Source organism: Oligoflexia bacterium, assembly GCA_034439615.1.
Lineage (GTDB): Bacteria > Bdellovibrionota > Bdellovibrionia > JABDDW01 > JABDDW01 > JAWXAT01.
Genome location: JAWXAT010000041.1, coordinates 37,055 through 62,419 on the forward strand (window position 1 = coordinate 37,055; position 25,365 = coordinate 62,419).

Here is a 25,365-nt window from a genome sequence, read left to right on the forward strand (position 1 = left end):
AAGAGTGTGATTGAAATTGAAGATGACGGCAGGAGAAGTCAGTCAAAAATTCAAAGCCGAGATCATTGGAGATCCGGGCTTTCTTATTGATGGGGTTGCTGATCCTGCTTTGGCTCACCCCCATTCTGCTTGTCTTATTGCCTCAGAGCAATATCTTGGCTCACTAAAAAAGAGCCAGTCAAAATGCTGGATTACGAATCAAAAACTTTTTAAATCATTAGATGAAAATCTCAAAAGCGATAAAGTTTTTATTTTGGCTGACAACCCGTTCGCACTTTTTGCTCATCTTATTTCGCATTTTTTCCCAACACCCAAAGCACGTGCTGGCATATCGCAAAAAGCAGATATACATCCTGAGGCAACAATTCACCCCACGGCACAAATAGAGGCCTTTGTAAGTATTGGCGCTAAGGCTCAAGTCGGAGCTCATGTTATTTTACATTCAGGTGTTTGGGTTGGTGAGGGTGCGGTCATTGGTGAAGGAAGTGTGTTATACAGTGGCGCAAAAATTTATCATCGCTGTATCGTCGGAAAGCGCAATGTGATTCACGCGGGGGCTGTCATCGGAAGTGATGGTTTTGGTTTTATTAAAAATAAAGGCGTGAATGAAAAAATCCCTCAAGTAGGGCGCGCGATACTTCATGACGATGTTGAAGTGGGGGCTAATTCTGCTATCGATCGAGGAACACTTGACGATACAGTCATTGGCGAAGGCACTAAGATCGACAATCTAGTTCAAGTTGGTCACAATTCAAAAATTGGTAAACAAGGTATCTTCTGTGCGTTTGTAGGTGTGAGTGGTAATACTATAGTTGGTGATAATGTATTAATGGCCGGGCAATCTGCTACCAAAGGGCATTTGCAAATTGGCGATAACGTTTCTGTTGGTGGTAAAACTGGTGTTACAAAAGATTTACCATCAAATGTTGTAGTGAAGGGTAATCCTCCACAACCGTTAAACGAATATTTGCGTACACGCGCACTTTATTTGCGATTACCTGAAATTTACAAAAGACTTTTACGTTTAGAAGAAAAACTGGGTGATAATTCGGGGGAACAGAAGTCATGATGATTGAAGATATATTAAAAAGATTACCGCACCGATATCCCTTTGTTCTAATAGACCGGATCACCCATATAGATCCTGCTCCACAAGGTACATGGATCGGTCGTAAAATTGAGGCCATTAAAAATGTCACGATCAATGAAAATTTTTTTCAAGGACATTTTCCCCATCGACCTATCATGCCGGGAGTTTTAATTATTGAAGCTATGGCACAGGCAGCGGCACTCATAGCCTATAGGCCAAGTAAACCAGGTGAAGTTTTAGATGTAATGATTGCGTCAATTGATAATGCGCGATTTAGAAAACCCGTGGTGCCTGGGGATCAACTTAAAATCAAAGTTGAAATTCTTAAAGATCGAGGAAGCATTTTTTATTTTCATTGTGATGCCTATGTTGATGACCAAATTGTTGCTGAAGCCGATATGCTCGCAAAATGTCAGCCAAAAAAGGATAACTCATGATTCATTCAACAAGTGTAATTTCACCAAAAGCGGAAATTGGGCAAAATGTTACCATAGGGCCTTTTTGCTTTATTCATGACAACGTTACCATTGGTGACGGTTGTATTCTTGATAGTCACGTCGTTGTAGGCTCTGTGGCCGGCGAAGTAATTATCGGTAAAAATAATAAACTTTTTGGATTCGGACTTATCGGCGGCCCACCACAAGATTTGAAATATAAAGGTGAAAAAACCAGAGTGATTATTGGTGATAATAATACCATCAGAGAATGTGTCACCATAAGTATCGGTACCGGTCAGGGAGATACAATCATTGGAAGTGGAAATCTTTTTATGGCTTATTGTCATGTGGGTCATGACGATACAATCGGTAATAATAACGTGCTCGCAAATCAAGTACAACTCGCAGGGCATGTCATTATTGAAGATAAAGTAACAGTTGGCGCATTAAGTGCTGTGAATCAGTTTGTGCGAATTGGTCGAAACTCTTTTTTAGCCGGTGCATCCATGGTGAATAAAGATATTTTGCCCTATGGTATTGCTCAGGGCAATTATGCAACGATCCGTGCAACTAATAAAATCGGCCTAGAGCGTGCAGGTTTTTCTGAAAATGCTGTGACTAATATCAATCGTGCAATTCGAATACTGACAAAAGGTTCTGCCACAATTGATGAAGCTCTTTCTCGAATTGCTGATGAGTGTGAAAAAATACCTGAAATTGAATATCTCGTAGATTTCGTAAAGAAAAGCGAAAGGGGCTTGGGTTTGTGAAGCAACTTAGAGCTGCAGTTATTGGGGTTGGTTATTTAGGCCGTTTTCATGCCCAAAAATATAAGTTGATACCAAATGTTGAGCTTGTAGCTGTCTCTGACAATCGCCACGAAAAGGGTCAAGAAGTTGCAAAAGAGTTAAATACTGAATACGTCGCTGATTATAAAAATCTCGCAGGGCGTATTGATCTTGCAACTGTTGCAGCTAGCACCACAAGTCATTATGAAATTGGCAAATGGCTTTTAGAAAATGGAATTTCTGTTTTCATTGAAAAACCTATAACTGTCAAATCTGAAGAAGCTCGTGAACTTTGTGAAATAGCAAAAAAGAAAAATGTTACTCTTCAAGTTGGCCATGTCGAGCGATTCAACCCCGCCATGGTTTCTGCAAGAAAAGTTTTAAAACGCCCCTTGTTTATCGAGGTGCATAGACTCGCACCTTTCACACCACGGGGTGCTGACGTAGATGTCGTACTTGATTTGATGATTCACGATCTAGATGTTATTTTATCGTTAGTACAATCACCTGTGAAATATGTTTCAGCTGTTGGTGTTCCTGTTTTGACAAAGCTTGTTGATATTGCAAATGCGCGTATTGAATTTGAATCAGGCACGATCGTCAACGTTACGGCTTCTCGTGTTTCACAACAAGCCACAAGAAAATTTAGAGTTTTTGAACAGGACAAATATTTATCAATCGATTTCGGTAAAGGAAGTGTGGATCTCTTGGTTAAGACGGGTGAGTGGACTGGCGGTGTTCCGCCATTAAATCACGAATCTTGGAGTCTTGAAAAGGGTGATGCTCTTTTACAAGAGACACAGTCATTTGTAGATTGTGTTCGCGAAAACAAACGTCCTGTTGTCAGCGGCGAAGATGGACTCGCTGCCTTATCTTTAGCTGAGAGAATCCTCGAGAATATTCGTGAGCGAAGTCTCCAAATCTGAAATTCTAATTGTAGCGGCAGAAGCCTCTAGCGAACTTTACGCTTCTCGAATTATCGAAGAGGCAAAGCGTCGCGGCCTTAAGGCAAAATTTTTTGGCATTGGTAGTCAGAAAATGGAAAGTCTTGGCTGTGAAATCATTGAGCAGTCTGAAAAAATGGCTGTTGTGGGTTTATGGGAAGTTCTTGCTCATTGGGGTGTAATTAGCCGAGCATTTAGAAATCTTGTTTCTCAAGCTGAAATCAGAAAACCAAAAGTTGCACTGTTACTTGATTATCCTGATTTTAATTTGCGTCTTGCTGCAAAGCTTCATGGGTTATCTATACCCGTGATTTATTATATTAGTCCTCAAGTATGGGCGTGGCGTAAGGGGCGTGTGCATACAATAAAAAAAATCATCTCCAAACTTTTAGTTGTTTTTCCTTTTGAAGTAGATTTTTACAAAAAATTTGAAGTGCCTGTTACTTTTGTGGGGCATCCTCTATTAGACGAAATTTCTCAAAACACTTTAACTCATGAGCAAAAAAAAATAGGCCGACAGCAATTAGGTGTCAGCGATGGCGAATTTCTCATTGGGCTCTTGCCTGGGAGCCGTGATTCTGAATTAAAATATTGTTTTCAGACTCAATTAGAAACAGCGCAAAAAATCAGCGAACAAAAGAAAAATGCACGATTTTTGATTTTGGTAGCTCCCTCATTGGAGTTAGCGAAGGTGCAAGCGCTAATTCCTGAAAACATTAAAATCGCGGTACGACTTGTCAAAGATGAACCATTAAAAATTCTTCAGCTTTGTGACAGTTGTATTGTTGCTAGTGGTACAGCTACACTTGTAGCTGGGCTTGCTGAAACACCCATGGTCATTATGTATAAGATGAATCAATTGACTAGCTTCTTAGCGAAGCGATTAGTTAAAGGGCCAGAATTTTTTGGTATGGCGAATCTCATTTTAGGTGAAAGAGCTGTTCCTGAATTTTTTCAAGAAGAGGCAAACCCTGATCAATTAGCGCGTGAGACGATACGCTTTATGAATGATGAAAACTATAGGTTATTAATTAAGAGTAAATTAGCATTGATTAAAACAAAGCTTGGCAATGGCGGAGCAAATAATAGAGTTGTAGATGAATTGGAGGCGTTGATTAAATGAGAGCACTCATGACTCTATTTCTATGGCCACTAGTACAATTATATCGATTTTTTTCTTATTTCCATCGACTCACATTTCGATCAGGACTCAGACATATCGTTAAACTTTCAAAACCTGTCATCAGTGTTGGTAATATCACGGTCGGTGGAACAGGCAAGACAGCTGTTGTAGATTATCTTTTGACCCAACTTGAAGCTAAGGGCCTTAAGTGTTGTGTTTTAACCCGCGGTTACGGGCGAAAATCAAACGCAACGATTATAATTTCTGAAACTTCAAGAGCAGAAGAGGTTGGTGATGAACCACTTTGGCTCTATCAAAAACATCCTCAAGCTAAGATTTTAGTAAGTAATGAACGTGCAAAAGCAGCAACTACTATTAATGATGTTGATGTTTTTATTATGGATGACGGACTTCAGCATTACGAATTGGCAAGAGATTATGAAATTATTTTAATTGATTCGACAAGGCCCGATTGGCATTACGATCTTTTGCCATTAGGTTTTGCTCGTGAATCTTGGAGCGCATTGTTACGTGCTGATCTTGTATTAATCACCCGAGCGAATCAAGTTTCAGATGATCGTATTGATCAATTAGCTGACCGTATTTTTAAAACCACCATGATTGATCTCTCTCAGAGTGTAATAAATTTTAAACAATGTCTTGATATTCGTACTTCACAGTCAATTGAAGTTAAGGGAGTAAAAGCATTTCTTATTTCTGGAATTGCAAATCCTGCAAGTTTCGAGAGATTGGCAAAAGATACTGGGATCATTGTTTTGGGTCATAAGACACGTGATGATCATGCGGTTTACACACTAGAAAATGTGAATGAATATTTAAAACTAGCACAAAATTCTGGTGCTCAAATAGCATTGATCACCGAAAAAGACGCAGTAAAATGGCGAGAGATATTTAAAGCAAAATCTTCGCAAGTGACTTTATTCCCAGTGGGAATCATCGAAACATCACTTCAATTTGAACCATCAATTGAGAATATATATGACGCAGCTTCTCACCATTTTAATTAAGTTTCTTTGTTATCTGTTTGCAAGCTTACCTCGTCGTGTTCATCTGCTTATGGGTGATACACTGGGATTAATATGGTTTTACATTGTTCCTATTAGGCGGCGTGTTGCTTTAGAAAATATCGAAAGGGCGTTTCCTGATTGGCCCAAAGAAAAATGTTTTTCTATGGCACGAAGAAATTTTCAACATTACGCAACTGGTTTTATAGAAGTGTTACTTTTGCCTTATTTCGACAAAAAACTTTTTGATAAACTTGTTGTTGTGGAGAATCGAGAGATCTACACAAACGCAATGAATAAGGGTAAGGGTTTATTTTTTGTAAGTCTTCATATTGGAAGTTGGGAGCTCATGAGTGCATGCAATGCACATATGAATATTCCACTTAGCGTTATTTCCAAAAAATTCAAAGCACGGGGTTTAAATCAAATTTGGGTAGATCTCCGGCTTGCTCGAGGAATAAAAATTATCAGTGCAGAAAAGTCGACTTTTGATATTTTAAGAGCAATTCGTAAAAAAGAGGCTATTGGTTTTATTTTAGACCAATTCATGGGGCCACCCGTAGGTGTGAAAACGACTTTTTTTGGACACGAGACGGGTACTCAGGCTGGTCTTGCATTATTTGCAGATCGAACTAGGGCCCCGGTAATACCCGTTTACAATGTGAGACTTCCAGACGGGCGCCTTAAGATTATATTTGAAGAGGAAGTTTCATTTATGGAACAGGGCAGCACAGATAGAAATATTTCTTTCATGACTCAGCAGTATACAAGTAAGATTGAGGAGATAATTAAAAAATACCCAGAGCAGTGGCTTTGGATTCACCGACGGTGGAAGCCTTTTCGAGGGGGCGCACGCTAAATGAAACGATACTTACTTTTAGTAATTGTATTTTTAAGCGCATGTGCCAGTTCATCTCTCAAGGATAACAACACTACTGTTGGGCCAATTCAAGAATATGATGATAAAGTAGTAATCAAACCTTTGCCTGCTCCGACTCAAGATGAAAAAAATTCGGCTTCAGCACCTGCTTCAACAGCAACTCCAAAGCTTGGTTTAGAACCACTTACAAAAGTTGAGATGAAGGGAAAAAAGAAAAAGAAAAGTCCCGAATCACCTGAAGTACCTGAAGCTGTTGTCACAGGAGTTCGTCAGCCAGAAGTTGAAGATACTGAGGGTTTTAATGGTCGGCGTCCCATAGTGGATCCTTTTCATGTTGGTGAAAAAGTGACGATGATGGTCACGTATTTTGGAGTTTCAGCTGGTGATATAACGTTAGAGGTTAAACCGTATGTTGAGGTGAACGGCAGAAAAGCCTATCACTTTTATTCTAAGCTGGATAGTTCATCGGTATTTAGCATGTTTTATAAAATTGATGATTTTGCGAATAGCTACATGGATTACGAACAATTGGTTCCTATTAATTTTTCTATTTCAGTAAAAGAGTCAAAACAACTTCGCGAAGTGCGACAAATCTTTGATTGGAAAACTTTAAAGGCAAGCTTTTGGGAACGTAAAGTTACGCAAGAGTCAGGTGTTGAAGAAAAAAAGAAAAATTGGGATCTCAGACCTTTTTCCCAAGATATTTACACAGCACTTTATTATATTCGTATGTTTGCTCTCAAAGAAGGCAAGACTTATATTTACCCGGTAAGTGATGACAATAAAAACTGGGAAGTTAAAGCAAAAGTTATTCGTCGCGAAATTTTAAAAACTGACTTGGGCAATTTTAAAACTGTAGTTATTCAACCTCAAGTTGCGGCCGAGGGTGTTTTTAAACCCATGGGTGAGGTTTTCTTTTGGTACACCGATGATGAGCGACATTTTCCTGTAAAATTCGAAGCCAAAATCAAGATTGGCAAACTCGTCGGTTACCTTAAAGCCCTTGAGAAGGGCGCACCCTGACTATCTTAGTGATGCAAACTGCATTTTTGGGTGATGTGTTGTTATGCATACCACTTCTTAAAGCGTTGCGTTTTTATCATCCTGAATCAAAAATTGCTTTGTTATGTCGTAAAAATCTTGGTGAGTTTTTTTTATTAACGGGTTTAGTTGATACAGTTATTGAAGTTGATAAAAGTAGTAAATCAAATCTAAAGCTAGCATTTCAAAAAATGAAAGCATTCCAACCAGAAGTCATTATCAGTCCACATCGTAGTTTTCGAACAGCACTTTGGGCGTTTAGACTAAAACCCAAATTAAGTGTGGGGTTTTTAGACCTGTGGAGTTTTTTTGCATATAATAGGTATGTGTTACGCCCTGAAGCCAAACACGATGTATTACGCCAACTCAGTCTTCTTAAAGGGTTAAGGTTATCTCACACAAAACTTCCAGCAGAAACACTTACTCTGAATGTTCAAGTTAAAGAAAATACAAAATTTGAAAAATACCGAAATGCTGTAGTTATTGCTCCAGGAAGTCAATGGAACACAAAACAATGGACTAAAGAAGGTTATATTGAAGTGGCAAAGATGCTTGTTGATGAGGGGCATAAGATTGTTTTAGTGGGAGCTCCTAATGAAAAAAAACTTTGTGAAGAGATCTCAATAGAAATTCAAGAATCTGTAAATCTGTGTGGCACAACTTCGATTTATGAGCTTGCCCAAGTATTAAAAGTATCAAGCCTACTTATTTGTAATGATAGTGGTGCCATGCATGTGGCAACGACTGTGGGGACACCTGTTGTAAGTATTTTTGGACCCACAGTACAAAAGCAAGGTTTTACACCTTGGAGTAAAAAATCAAAAGTAATTGAAGCAAAACTAGGTTGTCGTCCGTGTGGAGCTCATGGTCACAACCAATGCCCCATCGGTACACATGATTGTATGAAAAAAATCAGACCGATTCGTGTACATGAAGCGGCGGTTGAGTTTCTTGCATGAAAATAGCTTTTGATACTACTACTGCAGCATTTGCACAAAAAACCGGAACCGGTGTTTATTGTGAAGAGCTTGTAAAGGCGTATCAATCTCGATTTTGTGACGATCAAATCACACATTCTTATCGAATCACACGCTGGTTTAAGGGTGGCAAATATCTACTGCCCTTAAGTGAAAATGCACAGCGCTCAGTATTACTTGACCCCGTAACTTATTTTAATGGTTATAGTTTTGAAATTTTTCACGGCCTTAACACCCGTTTGCCTTTGATGGGAGGGTGTAAAAAAATCGCAACCGTTCATGACTTGTTTTCAATTTTTGGACAGTTCTCTGATTCAAGGTTTATTGAAGATCAATCTAAAAAATTAAAACTCATGATTAATCGAGCAGATCATATTATTGTACCTGCGACGTTTACGAAAAATCAGTTAGTTGAAAAAATGGGTTTAAGTGCTGAGAGAATCAGTGTTGTGGGTGAAGGTGTGCGTCAAGTTTATCTTCAGAGTAAGTTAGATAACACTTTTCAAAATGAACTCAGAGAAAAAAGTTTAAATATTATAAATAAGAAATTTAAAATTTTAAAACCGTACATACTTTTTGTTGGAACCTTAGAGAAGAGAAAAAATATCTTGGGTCTCATTAAAGTATTTGAAAAATTAAACGCTAAGCTTTCAAATAATTGCCCTGATCTAGTTTTAGTAGGGAGTGAAGGTTTTGGTTTTGAAGAAATAAAAAAAACAATCGAATCGTCAGCTGTTAAATCAAAAATCAAACGCTTGGGTTTTGTGAATGAAGCGGAACTTTCGGGACTTTACCGAGGATGCAGCACATTTGTGTTTCTTTCTCATGAAGAAGGTTATGGCATACCCGTAATCGAGGCAATGGCCTGTGGAGCTTCAGTATTGACAAGTAACACAACAAGTCTTCCTGAGGTGGGTGGTGGGTATACTTGGCTTGTGGATCCATTAGATGTAGATCATATAGTAATTAAGTTGGTAGAAATTCTGAGTCAAAGTGAAGCTGTTATACAACAAGTGAAACGTGGTCAGGCCTATGCATCGGGTCTTACTTGGACAAAAGTAGCTGAAGATACACGCCGAGTTTATGAAAAAATTTTACAAAAATCAATCTAGCAATACTTGCGATTATTTTTCACTCATTCTCATAATCACGTGGAGTTATTCCGTACTTCTTAATCTTTCGAAGCAACGTGTTTTTAGGAATATTTGCACGAGCGACTGTTTGATTGATTTTACCGCGATTGGCTTTTAACGCATTAATAATAAATTGTTTTTCAAATTGTTCTTTAAGATTGTCGTAGTTCATGGGTTCAGTAGTGTTTTCAGCTCCGCTACCGCTAACCGAGATATTAATCGGTGTAGTTGTTTTTAAAAATACTTTTTCATTTTTTTTTCGTGTTTTGCTCGAATTTTTCACGCTGTCAGGTAGACTATCAAATGTAATCACATTTGAATTCTCGATAATAAAACAATGTTCAATAACATTTTCAAGTTCTCTGATATTCCCGGGCCACGCAAATTCGGTGATAGATCTCATGGCAATAGGGTCAATGCTCGTAATATCTCTGTGGTGGCGTTTGGTGAATTTCTTAATGAAATAATCAGCTAGTGCTGGAATATCATCAGCGCGCTCTCTTAGAGGCGGTAAAAAAATGGGCATGACATTAAGTCGGTAAAATAAGTCTTCGCGAAATCTAAGTTCTTCAATCATTTTTTCAAGATTTCGATTTGTTGCAGCTATGATACGCGCATTTGTTTTAATTTCTCGATTGCTACCTACGGGTGTAAATTTACGCTCTTGAAGTACTCTCAAGAGTTTCACCTGCATGGGTGGGCTTAATTCTCCGATTTCGTCTAAAAATAATGTCCCATTAGATGCTGATTGAAATCTGCCAATTTTACGTTCATGTGCTCCGGTGAAGGATCCTTTTTCGTGACCAAAAAGTTCGCTCTCCATTAAATTTTCTGGAATAGCGCCGCAGTTGATAGCCACAAAAGGGCCATTTTTCTGTGTACTATTAAAGTGAATTGCTCTTGCTACAAGTTCTTTGCCAGTTCCATTTTCACCGCGTATTAAAACAGTGGTGTCGACTTTTGCTAGACGATAAATCAAATCAAAAATCTTTTTCATCTGTTGGCTTGAGCCTACAAATTCAGAATCTGTATCGTCATCAAAAATTGGATTACTCAGTGCAAGTGATGAAACCATTTCTCGTGCTTCGAGTGCTTTATTGACAATCTTCACCATGGTTTCAGGGCGCACAGGTTTTTCGACATAGTCGTAGGCGCCATCTTTGATGGCTTCTACAGCATCGCGTAAATTGGCTTGTGCCGTCATCAGAACAACAAAAGTGCGTGGATCATTTTGTTTTATAAGTTTTAAGGCTTCCAGACCATCAAGTTCAGGCATGCGAACATCCATGAGAACAAGATCGTACTCTTGTTCTTTGAGTCGAGCTAAAGCTTCAAGGCCTGTACTTGATTCAGCAAAAGTCCATTGTATTTCAGAGGCGGAAGATTCTAAAATACTTTTTACAGTTTTTCTTAATTCTAATTCATCATCAACGATGAGTACGCGTAAACTCTGCATAATTATCCTCAGGTTCTTCTAACGGAAGTGTAAAACCTATTTTGGTTCCGATATCTAATTGGCTAGTAATAAACACTTTTCCTCCATGAAGCTCAATAAAATATTTAACAAGATAAAGCCCAAGCCCAGTGCCCGTAACTTGTATGTTTTTATCTCCAGACACTCTATAAAATTTTTCAAACACTTTAGGTATTTCTTCTTCGGGAATGCCTCGCCCGTTATCACTTACTTCAACGCGAATGTCAGGGCCCATCTCCAGTGTTGTTAGTGTAATTTCACTGCCCGCGTCAGAGTATTTTATCGCATTCTCAATCAGGTTAATGAGAACTTCGCTAATGAGAGTTCTGTCTAATTCCATACTAAACAATGGTTCAAGATTTATTTTAATTTGAATATTTTTTTGATCAGCTAGTGGTTTTATACGATCGACAACATCTTGGATCATACTGTTAATGTCACATACTTCTTTTGTGAGTTTTATATTTCGCGCTTCAACGCGTGTGAGTTGTAAAATACTGGTGATATATTGTCTGAGTTCTTCGCTGATTTGCCTGATACTTGTTAAATCTTGCTTCACATCTTTGGGGATTTCGACCTCTCTACTTCCTAAAAGTCGATCAGTGATGCCTTGGATTTTTGCGAGCGGGTTTTTTAAATCATGTGATATCAAAGATAAGAAATTATTTTTTAGAGATTCGACCTGGCTGAGGTAATGAAGTTCTCGCTCTGATTCCCAAGTGAGTTTTTCTGATTCACTTAATCTATAACCTGAAATAACAACATACGTAACAAGTATTGTGACTAAATGGGCTTGGATCGGCATCCAAATTGCGTAGAGATCAAAAAGTGCAATGCTTAAAGAAATAATACTCACTGCTAAGAAACCTAAGAAAACAAATGCAACTGACTGTGGGTATTGAAAAATAATCCAAAGACTAATGAGCATGACAAGCAGAAGGCCTGTGGCATTAAACCAAATGGGAAGTTTAGTAATCCATTTATTACTTATAAAGTTATGAATAATATTTGCGAGTAACGTACCAGTTGTTAATTCACCCACTGCAGTTTGAAATTGATGTGATGGAATTCCTTTGGCTGTAAAAATGATGATTTTATCTTTAAGTGCAGAGTTTGGGATGTCATGTTTAAGGAGTGCAGAAAACGGATATGATTTAAAGATTCCTTCATGACCTTGAAAATTAATGGGGTCACCTGTACGTTGATAAGGGGCGAATTTATTTTTTCCAAAAACAAAATTTGCAACTCTCACACCTATATGAGGGGTAGAATAACTAGCGCTTAAAAGATGACGAATTTTCCCGTCAGGGTCAGTTCTTAAATCTACAGTTCCGGTATTACGTCCGTCGGTAGTTGCAAGTCCAGGAAGAAGCGCATGACCACTACTATCTGATTTTGCAGCCCAAAAAATTCCGGGTCGATGAAACAAGTGATTTTGATGTGGAGTAAGTGTGCCCCGTACTATTTCTTCACTGAAAAATAAAGTTACAACCGCCGTTTTAGCACCAGCATTAAATACTGAGCTTAAAGCTCGCTCCCAAACAGCTGCATGCCAGAAAAAAGAATCAGTGGTTTCAACAATTTCTTTTAAAGACCAAAGTGAATTTTTGCCTGCGTAATCATTAATTCCATCAAGCCACACAACATCTTCGCGACTCAGATTAATGAGAACGATATCGTTTTTGACTTGTTGTGGGCCTCGTAAGGCAAAGCGCATGTCGTAATTTGATTGGTTTGTGAGTAGTAAAATAAAGCCAACTGCAAAGCAAAAAAGCAGACGAAGGCTTAGCCCCAAACCGCTTATAAGGCGCTGGGAGGATAATTTAAAAAAAGCTCTGAGACGACGTGGGATAAATGCGATCATAGGCTCTTATGCGGTGTATCAATAAACTTGGAAAATTTCAATTTATTTAGTACTTTAACACACATTATGAAGGTGTTTTTCGGACTAAATGGCGATTTACCAACTCAATTGCCCGTGATTATGACTATAGGCAATTTTGACGGAATGCATAAGGGGCATCAAGACTTGGTGGACTTGGTGCAAGCCCATGCGAAAAAGATCCATGGTGTAAGCCTCGTGATGACTTTTGATCCTCACCCCATGAAAGTTTTGTTTCCACAAAGGGGCCTTAAAAATATTTTTACCCTTGATGATCGTATTGAAATATTGAAAAGCAAAAACGTTGATTTTTTACTCATAGAGCCTTTTAGCCGCGAACTTAGTCAACTCACACCAGATGATTTTTTTACAAATCTTTTGCAAGCTCGAATGAATCTTAAAGCATTGTATGTGGGGCATGATTTTAGTTTTGGAAAAAATCGCCAGGGTTCTCTTACCGTGTTAGAAAAACTTTGTGTTAAACACTCAGTAGAATTGCATGTCATGCCCCCTGTAAAAATTAACGATGATGTCGTATCATCGACAAAAATTAGAGACGCAATTTTAGATGGTGATGTTAAAAAAGCTCATATATTTTTAAATAGACCTTTTTATCTTGAGGGAATTATTGAGAAGGGTGCCGGCCGCGGAAAAAAACTTAATATTCCAACCGCAAATTTATTTACTCGAGCTGAACTTTTTCCAAAAAATGGCGTTTACATAACCAATGCGCGTGTCGATGGCCATGATTGGATAAGTGTCACAAATATCGGTTTTAACCCTACTTTTACCGGTGATTCTGGACAAAGGCCCTTGCAAATCGAAACTCATATTTTAGATTTTGACAAAGACATATACGGCCAGCCTTTACGAGTTACTTTTTATGATTACATAAGACCCGAATTGCGATTCAATTCAGTACAAGAGCTTGTGGCTCAGATCACGGATGACATAACGAGAACAAGGTTGTACCCATGGGAAAAATTTTAAAGTTAATTGAGATTACTGACAAACCCTGGGAGCAACGTTGGAAAGCGTTTAGTGAAACCTGCTCGGCTGAGTGTGGTGTATCTATAATTGCAGAAATCAAAACAGCAACTAAAGAAAATTTTTCTGAAATCCTGGGTGAAGTTCTTGTCAGTGATGCTGATATATTTTGTGTTAGTGATCTTTTTTCTGTTGAAGTACTCGCTAAAGTTAAGCAAACCACGCACCAGGCTACAATGGCGGGCGCATGCGATTTTTTTATAAAAGAAAAAGGCGGTTGGTGGCCACGAGTTATTTTGATGGAGGCTTTCTCACGTACTGTTTCGCTCAATATTGGGCTGTTAGATCTTGATGCCAGTGCACTAATCGTCGGTGGAACTGGTACAGCAAAACTTATTGTAGGTGCATTGACGAAAATCGGTTTTAGAAAAATCAATATTGCGCTCGAGTCTGAAGCTGAAGGTAATGCGCTCATTGCTGAAATGAGAAAACAATATTATCAAATCAAATTTGAATTTATTCCTTTTCAAACAATAACGACATTGCCTGGTGTTCATTCACTTGTGGTGAATACAACGCCTCTTACCATTGAGAATGCATTACTGGATGAGCTTTACTTTTTTAATTTTCTAAAAGCTGGTGGAGTCGTTGTGGATGTTAATTTAATTCCTACGGTAACTCCTTTGATTGAAGAATCAAAAATTTGGGGAGCTCGACATTTGTCTGGTGATTACATCAGTGCACAGTCAGATGCATATCTCTTGAGTCAGATACTAGACAAAAAGATAGATATTGAGAAGTACCGCACGCAACTTAGAGCAAATGCTGACGCGGTGCCGTTTGATATCAATCCGTTCCTTAAAAGATTTCGCGATAGAGGAACTTGATGCGTGTTTAACAAACACCCTCGCCGTGCTAAACTATGAGAAGCTAAGAAGAACCTGAAAAGTTAGTTGGTAAGGCAAGGAGGCCTTTTTATGGCAGGTAAGGGACTTGGAGAACTGCTCGTACGCGAGCAACTCATCACCATTGACCAGCTTGAAACAGCAAAGAGGACGCAAAAGCAACAAGGCGGCAGTAGTCGTCTTAGCTCAGCCCTTGTAAAACTTGGTTACGTCAATGAATCACAACTCACTGAATTTTTATCCAAGCAGCATCAAGTTTCCGCGATTGATCTCGCTACTTTTGAAATAGATCTTGAAGCCGTTAAAACTGTATCAAAAGAAGTTTGTGAAAAATACGGTCTGATTCCGATTAGCAAATCTGGTAACTCAATTGTTGTAGCCATGAGTGACCCAGCAAATATTTTTGCTCGTGATGATCTTCAGTTTCTTACTCGCTGTAAAATTGAAGTGGTCGTTGCCTCAGAAGCTGGCATTCAACATGCTATTGAGCGAAATTATATGTCAAAGGTGACTTACGAAACCATCATGACCGAGATGGAGCGAGATTCTGAGCCTACTCGCACTAACGTTGATATTGCGATTGTGGATGTAGAGAAAAGCCAAGCTGATGCACCAGTTGTAAAATTTGTTAATCTTATTTTAACTGAAGCTATCAAACTCAGAGCTAGTGATATTCACGTAGAGCCCTATGAGAAACGTTTTCGCATTCGATTTAGAATTGACGGAACACTTTTTGAAAAAATTCAGCCACCCGCAGAAATTTCTAGTGCTATATCGAGTCGCCTTAAAATTATGAGCAAACTTGATATCTCAGAGCGACGTCGGCCTCAAGATGGTCGTCTAAAAATTCGCACAAAAGATAATCGTGAAATTGATTTTCGTGTAAGTGTATTGCCAACACTTTTTGGCGAAAAAATTGTCATGCGTCTTTTAGATAAAGCTAATCTTCAATTAGATCTTGCAAAATTAGGCATGGAACCCCATGAACTTGAAAAATTAAAAGCTGGAATATACGCTCCATTTGGAATGGTGCTAGTTACGGGGCCTACGGGTTCAGGTAAATCAACTACAATTTATTCTGCACTCTCTGATCTCAATAAGCCTGACGTAAATATCAGTACAGCTGAAGATCCGGTGGAGTACAATATCGAGGGAATCAATCAAGTTCAAATGAATGCTGATGTAGATTTGAACTTTTCATCATCACTAAGAAGTTTTCTCAGGCAAGATCCAGATATCATTATGGTCGGTGAGATTCGTGATTACGAAACCGCTGAAATTGCATTTAAAGCAGCGCTCACGGGTCACTTGGTAGTGAGTACACTTCACACCAACGATGCGCCCAGCACAATTAATCGATTAATAAATATGGGAGTTGAACCATTTTTAGTTACAGCGGGTGTGAATCTTATTATCGCTCAGCGCCTTGTTCGAAAAATTTGTGATCGCTGTAAAAGTCAAGTGGCTGTTGCTCCACAAGTACTACTCGATTTGGGAGTGAAAAAAGAAAACATAGATGGGTTTACAGTTTTTAAAGGGCATGGTTGTCAAGCTTGCGGCGATATTGGTTATAAAGGGCGAGTAGCAATTTATGAATTAATGCCGTTCACCGAAGCCATGAAAACTTTGGTTTACCAAAGTGCTACTCCCAATGAACTTAAGCGTAAAGCGATGGAAGAAGGCATGACCACACTTCGCATGAGTGCACTTAATAAATTAAAAGATGGAATCACTTCAGTCCAAGAAGTCATGGACAGTTCACCAAAGGATGTTGTGTGATCACACTCCACCAGCTCCTTAAAACTATGTTAGATCAAAATGCAAGTGATCTTCATATCACTACAGCTTCACCACCAGTATTAAGAGTGAATGGAAAAATCGTTCGTGTGAAATCAAATGAACTCACCAGTGCTGAGACAAAACTACTTTGTTACAGCATTTTGACGGATGTTCAAAAAAGTAGGTTTGAAGAGCATAAAGAATTAGATTTAAGTTTTGGAATCAAAGGACTCGCTCGTTTTAGAGGAAATATTTTTTACCAACGTGGAGCCGTCACGGGAACATTTCGCAGAATCCCCTATGAGATTCCTGATTATAGAGAATTGGGACTTCCACCCATTGTGGGTGAGCTGACGAATAAAAATAATGGTTTGGTTTTGGTTACAGGGCCTACGGGTTCAGGTAAATCTACAACAATAGCTTCGCTTATTGATAAACTTAATCAAGAGCAATTTGGGCATATCATGACGGTGGAAGACCCCATTGAGTACCTGCACCAACATAAAAATTGTGTAGTCAATCAAAGAGAAGTTGGCCCTGATACTTGGAGTTACAAAAATTCTCTAAAATATGCTCTCAGGCAAGATCCAGATTACCTCCTTATCGGCGAAATGCGTGATCTTGAAACAATAGAAGCCGCACTGAGTATCGCAGAGACGGGGCATTTGGTATTTGCGACATTGCATACCAATTCAGCCATTCAAACAATAAGCCGTATTGTTAACGTATTTTCTGGTGATCAACAAAATCGAATTCGAATACTTTTAAGTTTTGTTCTTCAAGGTATTATCTCTCAAGAATTGGTGCCAGGTGTAGATGGTAAGTATGTTTTAAGTTGTGAGGTATTGATTCCGAATCCTGCAATGCGAAATTTAATTCGTGAAGATAAACTTCACCAAGTATATAGCCAAATGCAGATCGGACAATCCCATTCAGGCATGATGACGATGAATCAAAGTCTCATGAGTCTTTTAGTTCGTAGACAAATCTCAATGAAAGTCGCATTTGAAACATCTCCTGACCCTGAAGAGCTAGATTCTATGCTCAAGAAGTTGGGGCTCTAAACAATGAGAGCTTTTCTTTACCAAGGAAAAACATCAGGCGGTAAATTTATCAAGGGAGTCCTTGAGGCTAATAGTGAAATTGAAGCTCGAATTAAATTACGTGCACAAAGAATAATTCCACTAAAAGTTGTAGAGAAGGGTGTTGCTGCTGCTAAATCTGGCGGCGGTGGAAGTGCTTCAAATATTTTGGGTTATTTTGGGCTTGAGCCTTCAGTTAAAGCAAAAGATCTACAAGTTTTTACAAGGCAATTTGCCACCATGATCGCATCAGGAATACCGATTGTGCAATCAATTGAACTTTTGGCAAATCAAAGTGCGAGCCCGGTGCTCAAAGCAAGTTTGACTTCAGTTAAAGAAGGTCTTGAGAGTGGCAAACGCTTGGGTGATGCCTTAGAAGGCTGGCCGCGAGTTTTTAACAGACTTTATGTGAGTCTTGTGCGAGCCGGAGAAGAGGGTGGTGTTTTAGATACCATCTTAAACAGACTAGCGCTTTATATTGAAAAGAGCGTAAAAATAAAAGCAAAGATTACCGGAGCCATGTGGTACCCAGCAGGAATTTTACTTGTTTCTGGTGTTGTCATCATGGCGCTTTTAACTTTTGTTATTCCTAAGTTTGAAGAACTTTTTAAAAGTTCCGGGCAAGAACTTCCGCAGCTTACTCAAATGGTCATCATAGCCAGTCATTTTGCGCAGTCTAATTTTATCTATATTATTTTTGCTGCTGTAGCATTCGTGATCTTTTTAAAACAGTATTATAATTCGCCAAAAGGCCGAGCTGTTATCGATATTATTCTAATTAAAGTTCCTATTATTGGGCCACTATTACAAAAAGGGGCCATTGCTAGATTCACCAGAACATTATCTACAATGTTAGGTTGTGGTGTGGGCATTATTGACGCGTTAGAAATATGTGCAAACGTTGTTGATAACACAGTAGTTGAACGTGCCTTGCAAAAAGCAAAAATCGCAATTTCTGAGGGTAAAAGTATCACTCAACCCCTTGGCCAAGAGCCATACATTCCACAAATGGTTGTGCAAATGATTGGTGTTGGAGAAGCAACTGGTAGCCTTGATACCATGCTTGGTAAAATTGCAGATTTTTATGAAGATGAAATTGATTATGCCGTAGGTGCATTAACGTCAATTATGGAACCCATAATGATGATCTTTCTTGGTAGTATCATCGCCGTATTAGTTGTGGCCATGTATCTCCCAATCTTTAACTTGGCGAACATGGTCAAATGATAGGGCGCTGGAAAGAGATGAAGATTCCTGATCTTGAACAACACCGAGGCAGAACTTTGCTCATCATTGGTGTTAGGATCGCTTTTTTTCTATCTATCTTGGCGATCACCATTTTATATCAAATTAAATTAGCAACTTTTTTTAATACAGAAAGTCTATTCCCTTTTTATACTTTATTGATCACTGCATTTTTACTTAATTCTGTTTACCTCTATTTCTTTGAAAAAACTCAGCGCCTCTGGTTGCCGACAGCATTTTTGTTTGTCTACGATACCATTTTCATTACAACGCTGATTTTAATCACAGGAATGCAGCAGTCGATTTTTTTATTCTTATACTTAGTTAATATTATTCTCTGTAGTTTTGTTTTTCAGCGCAAAGGCGCATTTTTAATCGCACTTTTCACGAGTTTATCTTTTAGTGTTATTTTGGTGTTTGGGCCCGAGCTTCACGGGCAAACTTTGTATTACGCTGTGGGGTTAAATAATCTAGCTTTTTTCTCAGTGGCGGCATTGAGTGGTTATCTCAGTGAGCAGCTGAATTTTATGGGTAATCAGCTCAATCTTAGAACTAAAGATATTAAAGCTCTTAAAGATATTAATAAAATCATCGTAGAGAACATCAACTCAGGTCTGATCACTTGTACTAAAAATTATGAAATATTATTAAGTAATAAATCTGCATTAAAAATATTGGGCCTTTCAAATATCACGGGGCTTACCATAGATGAAGTATTCTCTGGGATGAAGCTTCACATACAACAAATGATGGAGAAAAAATCAAAAGACCATAATCTTGATAGTCGACTTGAAAGGCGTCACGTTTTGCCCGGTGGCGAACGTTTACTTTTAGGTTTGAGTATTTCTTCATTGATGTCTGAAGACGATCAAGTAGATGGTTATATCATCATATTTCAAGATCTTACCGAAATTTTACGCTTAGAAAATACTGTGCGTAGACAGGAAAAACTTGCAGCCGTAGGTAAACTTGCAGCTGGTATTGCTCACGAGATTCGTAACCCGCTGGCAAGTATCAGTGGAAGTATTGAATTATTAAAAGACAGTGTTCAGCTTACTACCCCTGATCAGGTAAAGCTCATGGACATTGCACTTAAAGAAATTTCAAGACTCAATATGTTTATCACCGAGTTTTTAGCATTTGTACGCCCCGAAGATCGAATACTTGATGTCTGTAATGTTGATAATATTTTAAATGAAGTTTTAGACATGATTAAACTTAATAAAACTTTGCCCCAAAATATTTTACAAGTAAGAGATTTAAAATCTGGCATTTTTATCTCTGGTGATAAAAATAAATTAAAACAAGTATTCCTAAATTTAGTGATCAACGCTTATCAAGCAATGAATAATCGTGACCCAGCAAAACTTACGGTTCAGACATATGTAGAAGAAGATGTTTTAATAGTTAAGTTTCGAGACGTTGGTCATGGAATGTCAGATCAGACAATGAAGCGTTTATTTGAACCGTTTTTTACCACAAAGCCAAAAGGTACGGGCTTAGGTCTTGCGACAGTACATAAAATTCTTGAAATTCATGATGCTAAAATTTTTGTTGAAAGTCATGAGGGTCAAGGAACCGAATTTACGGTACAATTTCATCAGGTGATCAAGCAAAGTTCACACAGCTCAGGAGACCATAATGAAGGCCAGAATACTGGTAGTTGACGACGAAGAAAGCATTCGCGAATTTTTAGATATCATGTTGAAAAAAGAGGGCTACGAAGTAACTCTTGCCGAAGATGGTAAGCGTGCTCAAGAGCTCATGAAGAAAAAAAGTTTTAATATGGTCATCTCAGATCTGCAGATGCCCAATGTCACTGGAATTGAGCTTCTAAAATCTACCAAAGAACTCAGCGAAGATATTGTGTTTATGATTATCACTGCATTTGGTACAACAGAGACTGCTGTTGAAGCCATGAAACTTGGCGCTTACGATTACATCACCAAACCATTTAAAATAGATGAAGTAAGAATTCTCATCAACAATGCTTTAAAAAGTAAACGCCTTGAATCAGAGAACATTCAACTTAGAAAAGAACTTAAAAAAGAAAATAGCTATGCAAGTATTATTGGTAATAGCTCAGCCATGCATAAGATCTTTGATCTTATTCAAAGAGTTTCTCAGACAGCGACCAACGTTTTAATCACAGGTGAATCAGGTACTGGTAAAGAGCTTATTGCAAAAGCGGTACATTATAATGGCCCACTTAAAGATAGACCCTTTGTAACTGTAAACTGCGGAGCTATTCCTGAAAATTTGATGGAAAGCGAAATGTTCGGCCATAAAAAAGGCTCATTCACGGGTGCTCACATAGATAAAATGGGTCTCTTTGAAGTAGCTAATGGCGGAACCTTATTCTTAGACGAAATCGGTGAATTGCCTTTGAGCATTCAAGTTAAACTTTTGCGCTCAATACAAGAGCGAGTGATTAGAATGGTTGGCGGCACTGATGATATAAAAGTAGATGTGCGCATCGTAGCTGCAACAAATAGAAATCTTGAAGATTTCGTCAAGCAAGGTGGGTTTAGAGAAGATCTTTATTATCGCCTCAATGTTATTCTTATTAAAGCTCCTTCACTGCGCGAGCGCCGTGAAGACATTCCAATCTTAGCGAAGCATTTTTTAGATAAGTACAATAGTAGGCTCAGTAAAGAAGTGAAATCCATTAGCGATGACGCCATGGAAATACTTAAAAAATATGATTATCCAGGCAATGTTCGTGAGCTTGAAAATATTATTGAGCGCACAGTGGCCCTTGAAGCAGGTGCTACAATTTTACCTGAGAGCTTGCCACCTATGGTGACAACATCCAACGGTAATAGAAAACTCGTATCAGCTTACGATATCGATGTAACTGATGAGGGTTTAGATCTAGAAAAAGTCGTTGGCCAAATTGAAAAAGAAATTTTGATTAAAGCGATCCACAGAGCGAGCGGTGTGAAGAAGAAAGCCGCTAAGCTTTTAGGCATCACTTTTAGATCTATGCGCTACAGAGTTGAAAAGTACGGCCTCTCAGGCCCAGGTGATGAAGACCTTGTAGACGATTAAGATGCATTTGAGGTCACCTCGGTGACCTTTTTGGGCAAAACTAAGGCCCAGCTTAAGCTTTTAAATGGCCATATTTAACAAACGGTAGATATTTCGTTAGTTTAGGATGATGTCGAAGTTTTAGGCAGGAAGCCAAATTAGGGTATTTTAAGGTTTCAAATCTAATATAGAGCTTCTCATCCTAAACAGCAGTTCCAAATTTTGTAATGATTTCAATGACTGTGTTGGTACGGGCATTGAACTATGTAAAGGGCAAGGGGCGTAGGGGATGATGCAACATAAGCATATCCACTCGCATATTAAAAACTTAACGGGAGGATACGTATGTTGACCAATCAAAAAGGTTTCTCGCTTATCGAACTTATGATCGTAGTTGCGATCATCGGTATCTTATCAGCGATCGCTATTCCAAATTATACCAAGTTCCAATTAAAGGCTAAACAATCAGAAGCTAAGGCTAGCTTGAGCGGTGTTTATACTGCTGAAAAATCATTTCATGCAGAATACAGCACATTCACTGGTCACTTTGATGCCATTGGTTTTGCTCCTGATGGCCGTATGAATTACGGTATCGGATTTGCTGCTGCTGGCGCTGCTCCTCCGACTGGAGCTCCTGCTGGTACTAATACCTGTTTTCAAACGGCAACCGCTGCAGGTGCCTGTTTAGCTGTAGCTTCATGCCAAGCTAATTTTAATAACTGGACTTGTACGGCCATTGTTCAGCCACCATTAGCAGCAAATACTGTTGATCCCGGGGCTAACGTATTTCAAGCAGCAGCTTCTGCGAATCTCTTAGGTTCTGGTATTTTTGATGTTTGGACCATGACTCAGAATCGTGTTTTGACCAACGCAGTAAGCGGTATCTAATTTTGCAATGTTAATTACGGATCAAGTCAATAGGAGAGAGGGTAAAATCTCTCTCCTTTTTTTTAGTCAGTGCCTACTCGTCGCAATTGCGATCTTCACTATTTTATTTTTACCGTCAGATTTTAAGAAAAAAAATCGTGATACAAGAATTACTTTAAAAGGCGAGTTGCTCTCTCATTTATCATTGGGTTTTAAACTCATTGTTTCAGATTTTATTTGGATACGTCTTGTACAAGAAATTGATTATCGTGAATTAAAATCAGTTTCAAAAGGCTGGGCTTTTCAGATGCTTGATTCTGTTACAACTCTTGATCCACGCTACCATACTGCTTATACAACGGGAGTTACAGTTTTATCTATTTTAGTTCAAGATGTAGAAGGTGCCAGTATTTTGTATGATCGAGCAGTACAAAATTACCCCACACATTGGCCACTCCTGTATAGAGCCGCTTATCATAATCTTTATGAAGTAGGAGATTGTCCTAAAGCTGCAGGGCTTTTATACAAAGCCGGACTTCATGGGGCGCCAAATTGGGTGAATTCTCTCGCCAGTCGCCTCTATGTTCGTTCCGGTCAATTTGAATTAGCAAGGGGTGTGCTTATAGATGCACTGAAAAGATTTGAAGGAACCGAATTAGAACCTCGCTTAAAAGATCGTTTAAAAGAACTTGAAGAAGCTGAAAAACAACCTGTGACACTGAAAAATCAAACCAAACAATGCAAGCCACCTACAAACTAATGCCCACATGACAAATCCCCATCTATAATCAAATTTAAATTTTAAGCAAGATCAACTTTAAATGACACTTGGACAATCAATGAGGCTAGAACTCTTACAAACACAGTTTCAGGTATCTAAGATTTGATCATGAATATGCAATTAGTGAATCGGGGGAGAATTTAAAAAATTTCTCTCTCGGTTTTTTTCGCATCACAGGATTAATTTTAGCATTCACACTCATTCTAAATCTTTCCAACATCACGGTGAAATCAAAGCGTGATCAAAGATATGTTTCAAACCCTGAGGTGTTACAACATCTCGTTCTCGGCTTTAAATTGATTACTGCCGACTCGAATTTAAATTGATCACAGCCGATATGTTTTGGGTTCGCTTGATTCAAGAAATTGATTACAAAGAATCAGCACCAACATCAAAAGGGTGGGAGTATCGCATGCTTGATACAATCACAACGCTTGATCCTCGATACAAAATCGTTTATCGCGCAGGTGCGACAGTTTTAAGTGTTGTTGTTCAAGATGTTCAAGGGGCTACTGCACTTTATGAAAAAGGCGTGAAACAGTTTCCTGATGACTGGAGCCTTTTATATCGTGCTGGCTATCATTCTTTGTTTGAAGAAAAAAACTGCGTTCGTGCTGCAGAATTATTAAATCAAGCTGTTGCGCACGGTGCACCTTCGTGGCTTTCATCACTTGTCAGTCGATTATACGAAGGTTCAGGTCAGTATGAAATCGCACGTGGTGTACTTGTTGATGCCTTAAAAAGGTTTGAAGGTACCGATGTAGAAAAGCGCCTTCAAGAACGTCTCACCGAACTCGAAAATCAAAATCGCCTAAGTACAAATAAAATTCAATGTAAGTGATTCAAGCAACTGGTCCCGGGACCAGTTGGGCTAAATAATCAGAAATCCGTCATCTAAACCTGTCATCAAAAATTAAGTACAGTTTAACCAACCCCTCAGTTATTGGGCATAAGCGAAAATTAAATGCAATTTAAGTATTTTTAATTTTGCGCTCATTTCCCATATTTGTCGTAGTGCTTGAAAAATATATCTCGGAGGCGCGCGCATATTTGAATCCCTGAGCTTTTCTATATTGCGAAAATGATTTTTGAAAAAATTGATTTACTCAAGACCTAAGAGCTTTACAGCTTAAATAATCAACATCAAAAACCCATGCTATAAGTTATTAAAATCTTCGGTGCAGATAAGCTAAAGGATTATTTTAATAAGCGTAAAAAAATCATTTTCTGAGGAGGTTGTTTATGAATCCCATTCACCATAGAGCGCTTCAAGCGGTTGCCAAATTTAAAACCAGTGAATCTGACCTCATCGATATTATCCAAGAGATCGATCACGAAAAATCTTACCGTGAAAAGGGGTTCACCAGCTCCTATGATTATTGTCTCAAGTTTTTAAAGTTATCTGATTCTACATCATTTAATCTAATCGCTATTGCTAGGAAATCTCAGAAAATTCCAGAACTCAAGCAGGCTATCAAAGATAATCTTATTACAGTCTCTAATGCTAAAAAGATCACATCAGTCATTACAGCTGAAAATAAAAACCACTGGTTGGCTTTAGCTCAAACTCTGCCTAAAGCGAAGCTTGAAAAAGAAGTGGCACGCGTTAACCCTAAAATACTCACTCCAGAAAAGATCAAATACGTGAGCGAAAATCGCCTGAAGCTTGAACTTGGCATAACAGAAGAACTCATGAATGATCTAAAACGCGCTCAAGAGATTTTATCTCAAAAAACAAAAGCTCATGCCACCATCGAAGAGGTTTTGGGAAAAGTTTTGAAAGCCTATCTTGAAAATGAAGATCCACTTGAGAAAGCAAAGCGTGCTCAAAATGCTAAGACGGATCAAAATGCTGAGAAGGATCAAAATGCTGAGAAGGATCAAAATGCTGAGAA

Annotated in this window: 23 protein-coding genes; 21 read left to right on the plus strand and 2 right to left on the minus strand. The window is 38.6% G+C overall.

The features are described from left to right. Positions 1 to 22: 22 nt before the first annotated feature. From lpxD to SGI74_10265, 10 genes are read left to right on the plus strand one after another with little or no spacing between them, the layout of a single operon-like run. Complete coding sequence (lpxD, locus tag SGI74_10220) at positions 23 to 1,069, plus strand: UDP-3-O-(3-hydroxymyristoyl)glucosamine N-acyltransferase (protein ID MDZ4677869.1); 1,047 nt, start codon at positions 23 to 25, stop codon at positions 1,067 to 1,069. Further along, on the plus strand, positions 1,066 to 1,527 hold the full coding sequence (gene fabZ / locus SGI74_10225; GenBank protein MDZ4677870.1) for a 3-hydroxyacyl-ACP dehydratase FabZ: 462 nt from the start codon (positions 1,066 to 1,068) through the stop codon (positions 1,525 to 1,527). The genes lpxD and fabZ overlap by 4 nt, the downstream gene beginning before the upstream one ends. Further along, the gene (gene lpxA / locus SGI74_10230; GenBank protein ID MDZ4677871.1) at positions 1,524 to 2,297 is read left to right on the plus strand and encodes an acyl-ACP--UDP-N-acetylglucosamine O-acyltransferase; all 774 of its coding nucleotides are present in this window, start codon (positions 1,524 to 1,526) and stop codon (positions 2,295 to 2,297) included. Before fabZ ends, lpxA begins: the two co-directional genes overlap by 4 nt. Beyond that, positions 2,294 to 3,241, plus strand: a complete 948-nt coding sequence (locus tag SGI74_10235; protein MDZ4677872.1) for a Gfo/Idh/MocA family oxidoreductase — start codon at positions 2,294 to 2,296, stop codon at positions 3,239 to 3,241. The genes lpxA and SGI74_10235 overlap by 4 nt, the downstream gene beginning before the upstream one ends. Beyond that, positions 3,219 to 4,382, plus strand: a complete 1,164-nt coding sequence (lpxB, locus tag SGI74_10240; GenBank protein MDZ4677873.1) for a lipid-A-disaccharide synthase — start codon at positions 3,219 to 3,221, stop codon at positions 4,380 to 4,382. The genes SGI74_10235 and lpxB overlap by 23 nt, the downstream gene beginning before the upstream one ends. Next, positions 4,379 to 5,410: a tetraacyldisaccharide 4'-kinase gene (lpxK, locus tag SGI74_10245; protein MDZ4677874.1), complete on the plus strand. Its 1,032-nt coding sequence runs from the start codon at positions 4,379 to 4,381 to the stop codon at positions 5,408 to 5,410. The genes lpxB and lpxK overlap by 4 nt, the downstream gene beginning before the upstream one ends. Further along, complete coding sequence (locus tag SGI74_10250; GenBank protein ID MDZ4677875.1) at positions 5,382 to 6,266, plus strand: hypothetical protein; 885 nt, start codon at positions 5,382 to 5,384, stop codon at positions 6,264 to 6,266. Before lpxK ends, SGI74_10250 begins: the two co-directional genes overlap by 29 nt. Then, a complete protein-coding gene (locus SGI74_10255) occupies positions 6,267 to 7,310 on the plus strand; it encodes a DUF3108 domain-containing protein (GenBank protein MDZ4677876.1) in 1,044 nt (347 codons plus the stop codon). It abuts the gene before it with no gap. Positions 7,311 to 7,321: 11 nt separating this feature from the next. Then, the gene (locus tag SGI74_10260; protein MDZ4677877.1) at positions 7,322 to 8,287 is read left to right on the plus strand and encodes a glycosyltransferase family 9 protein; all 966 of its coding nucleotides are present in this window, start codon (positions 7,322 to 7,324) and stop codon (positions 8,285 to 8,287) included. Then, a complete protein-coding gene (locus SGI74_10265; protein ID MDZ4677878.1) occupies positions 8,284 to 9,417 on the plus strand; it encodes a glycosyltransferase family 1 protein in 1,134 nt (377 codons plus the stop codon). The genes SGI74_10260 and SGI74_10265 overlap by 4 nt, the downstream gene beginning before the upstream one ends. Positions 9,418 to 9,436: 19 nt before the next feature. On the opposite strand, the gene SGI74_10270 is transcribed toward SGI74_10265, so the two are convergent. Then, positions 9,437 to 10,894, minus strand: a complete 1,458-nt coding sequence (locus tag SGI74_10270) for a sigma-54 dependent transcriptional regulator (protein ID MDZ4677879.1) — start codon at positions 10,892 to 10,894, stop codon at positions 9,437 to 9,439. Beyond that, complete coding sequence (locus SGI74_10275) at positions 10,866 to 12,776, minus strand: ATP-binding protein (GenBank protein MDZ4677880.1); 1,911 nt, start codon at positions 12,774 to 12,776, stop codon at positions 10,866 to 10,868. The genes SGI74_10270 and SGI74_10275 overlap by 29 nt, the downstream gene beginning before the upstream one ends. A 66-nt stretch (positions 12,777 to 12,842) precedes the next feature. Between SGI74_10275 and SGI74_10280 the strand changes: the two genes are divergently transcribed. The 11 genes from SGI74_10280 to SGI74_10330 all read left to right on the plus strand — a co-directional run. Continuing rightward, complete coding sequence (locus tag SGI74_10280) at positions 12,843 to 13,784, plus strand: bifunctional riboflavin kinase/FAD synthetase (GenBank protein ID MDZ4677881.1); 942 nt, start codon at positions 12,843 to 12,845, stop codon at positions 13,782 to 13,784. Next, positions 13,769 to 14,668, plus strand: a complete 900-nt coding sequence (locus tag SGI74_10285) for a hypothetical protein (protein ID MDZ4677882.1) — start codon at positions 13,769 to 13,771, stop codon at positions 14,666 to 14,668. Before SGI74_10280 ends, SGI74_10285 begins: the two co-directional genes overlap by 16 nt. A 90-nt stretch (positions 14,669 to 14,758) precedes the next feature. Continuing rightward, positions 14,759 to 16,465 carry a type IV-A pilus assembly ATPase PilB gene (pilB, locus tag SGI74_10290; protein MDZ4677883.1) on the plus strand — a complete coding sequence of 569 codons (1,707 nt, stop codon included), beginning with the start codon at positions 14,759 to 14,761 and terminating at the stop codon, positions 16,463 to 16,465. Further along, a complete protein-coding gene (locus tag SGI74_10295; GenBank protein ID MDZ4677884.1) occupies positions 16,462 to 17,529 on the plus strand; it encodes a type IV pilus twitching motility protein PilT in 1,068 nt (355 codons plus the stop codon). Before pilB ends, SGI74_10295 begins: the two co-directional genes overlap by 4 nt. A gap of 3 nt (positions 17,530 to 17,532) precedes the next feature. After that, positions 17,533 to 18,774, plus strand: coding sequence for a type II secretion system F family protein (locus tag SGI74_10300; GenBank protein MDZ4677885.1), 1,242 nt, complete (start codon positions 17,533 to 17,535; stop codon positions 18,772 to 18,774). Next, entirely contained in the window at positions 18,771 to 20,459 is a 1,689-nt protein-coding gene (locus SGI74_10305; GenBank protein MDZ4677886.1) for an ATP-binding protein, read from the plus strand. The genes SGI74_10300 and SGI74_10305 overlap by 4 nt, the downstream gene beginning before the upstream one ends. Continuing rightward, a complete protein-coding gene (locus tag SGI74_10310; GenBank protein MDZ4677887.1) occupies positions 20,434 to 21,843 on the plus strand; it encodes a sigma-54 dependent transcriptional regulator in 1,410 nt (469 codons plus the stop codon). The genes SGI74_10305 and SGI74_10310 overlap by 26 nt, the downstream gene beginning before the upstream one ends. A 324-nt stretch (positions 21,844 to 22,167) precedes the next feature. Then, a complete protein-coding gene (locus SGI74_10315) occupies positions 22,168 to 22,710 on the plus strand; it encodes a prepilin-type N-terminal cleavage/methylation domain-containing protein (protein MDZ4677888.1) in 543 nt (180 codons plus the stop codon). A gap of 7 nt (positions 22,711 to 22,717) precedes the next feature. After that, on the plus strand, positions 22,718 to 23,449 hold the full coding sequence (locus SGI74_10320) for a hypothetical protein (GenBank protein MDZ4677889.1): 732 nt from the start codon (positions 22,718 to 22,720) through the stop codon (positions 23,447 to 23,449). Between the two features lie 343 nt (positions 23,450 to 23,792). Beyond that, entirely contained in the window at positions 23,793 to 24,311 is a 519-nt protein-coding gene (locus SGI74_10325) for a hypothetical protein (GenBank protein MDZ4677890.1), read from the plus strand. A gap of 401 nt (positions 24,312 to 24,712) precedes the next feature. Further along, the coding region (locus SGI74_10330) for a hypothetical protein (protein ID MDZ4677891.1) at positions 24,713 to 25,365 on the plus strand (653 nt) is incomplete at its 3' end.

Excerpts from the sequence above, each read along its gene's own strand:
- lpxD (MDZ4677869.1), top strand. The coding sequence starts at position 23 with ATGACGGCAGGAGAAGTCAGTCAAAAATTCAAAGCCGAGATCATTGGA.
- fabZ (MDZ4677870.1), top strand. The coding sequence starts at position 1,066 with ATGATGATTGAAGATATATTAAAAAGATTACCGCACCGATATCCCTTT.
- lpxA (MDZ4677871.1), top strand. The coding sequence starts at position 1,524 with ATGATTCATTCAACAAGTGTAATTTCACCAAAAGCGGAAATTGGGCAA.
- lpxK (MDZ4677874.1), top strand. The coding sequence starts at position 4,379 with ATGAGAGCACTCATGACTCTATTTCTATGGCCACTAGTACAATTATAT.
- SGI74_10250 (MDZ4677875.1), top strand. The coding sequence starts at position 5,382 with ATGACGCAGCTTCTCACCATTTTAATTAAGTTTCTTTGTTATCTGTTT.
- SGI74_10255 (MDZ4677876.1), top strand. The coding sequence starts at position 6,267 with ATGAAACGATACTTACTTTTAGTAATTGTATTTTTAAGCGCATGTGCC.
- SGI74_10260 (MDZ4677877.1), top strand. The coding sequence starts at position 7,322 with ATGCAAACTGCATTTTTGGGTGATGTGTTGTTATGCATACCACTTCTT.
- SGI74_10265 (MDZ4677878.1), top strand. The coding sequence starts at position 8,284 with ATGAAAATAGCTTTTGATACTACTACTGCAGCATTTGCACAAAAAACC.
- SGI74_10270 (MDZ4677879.1), bottom strand. The coding sequence starts at position 10,894 with ATGCAGAGTTTACGCGTACTCATCGTTGATGATGAATTAGAATTAAGA.
- SGI74_10275 (MDZ4677880.1), bottom strand. The coding sequence starts at position 12,776 with ATGATCGCATTTATCCCACGTCGTCTCAGAGCTTTTTTTAAATTATCC.
- SGI74_10280 (MDZ4677881.1), top strand. The coding sequence starts at position 12,843 with ATGAAGGTGTTTTTCGGACTAAATGGCGATTTACCAACTCAATTGCCC.
- SGI74_10285 (MDZ4677882.1), top strand. The coding sequence starts at position 13,769 with ATGGGAAAAATTTTAAAGTTAATTGAGATTACTGACAAACCCTGGGAG.
- pilB (MDZ4677883.1), top strand. The coding sequence starts at position 14,759 with ATGGCAGGTAAGGGACTTGGAGAACTGCTCGTACGCGAGCAACTCATC.
- SGI74_10300 (MDZ4677885.1), top strand. The coding sequence starts at position 17,533 with ATGAGAGCTTTTCTTTACCAAGGAAAAACATCAGGCGGTAAATTTATC.
- SGI74_10305 (MDZ4677886.1), top strand. The coding sequence starts at position 18,771 with ATGATAGGGCGCTGGAAAGAGATGAAGATTCCTGATCTTGAACAACAC.
- SGI74_10310 (MDZ4677887.1), top strand. The coding sequence starts at position 20,434 with ATGAAGGCCAGAATACTGGTAGTTGACGACGAAGAAAGCATTCGCGAA.
- SGI74_10315 (MDZ4677888.1), top strand. The coding sequence starts at position 22,168 with ATGTTGACCAATCAAAAAGGTTTCTCGCTTATCGAACTTATGATCGTA.
- SGI74_10320 (MDZ4677889.1), top strand. The coding sequence starts at position 22,718 with ATGTTAATTACGGATCAAGTCAATAGGAGAGAGGGTAAAATCTCTCTC.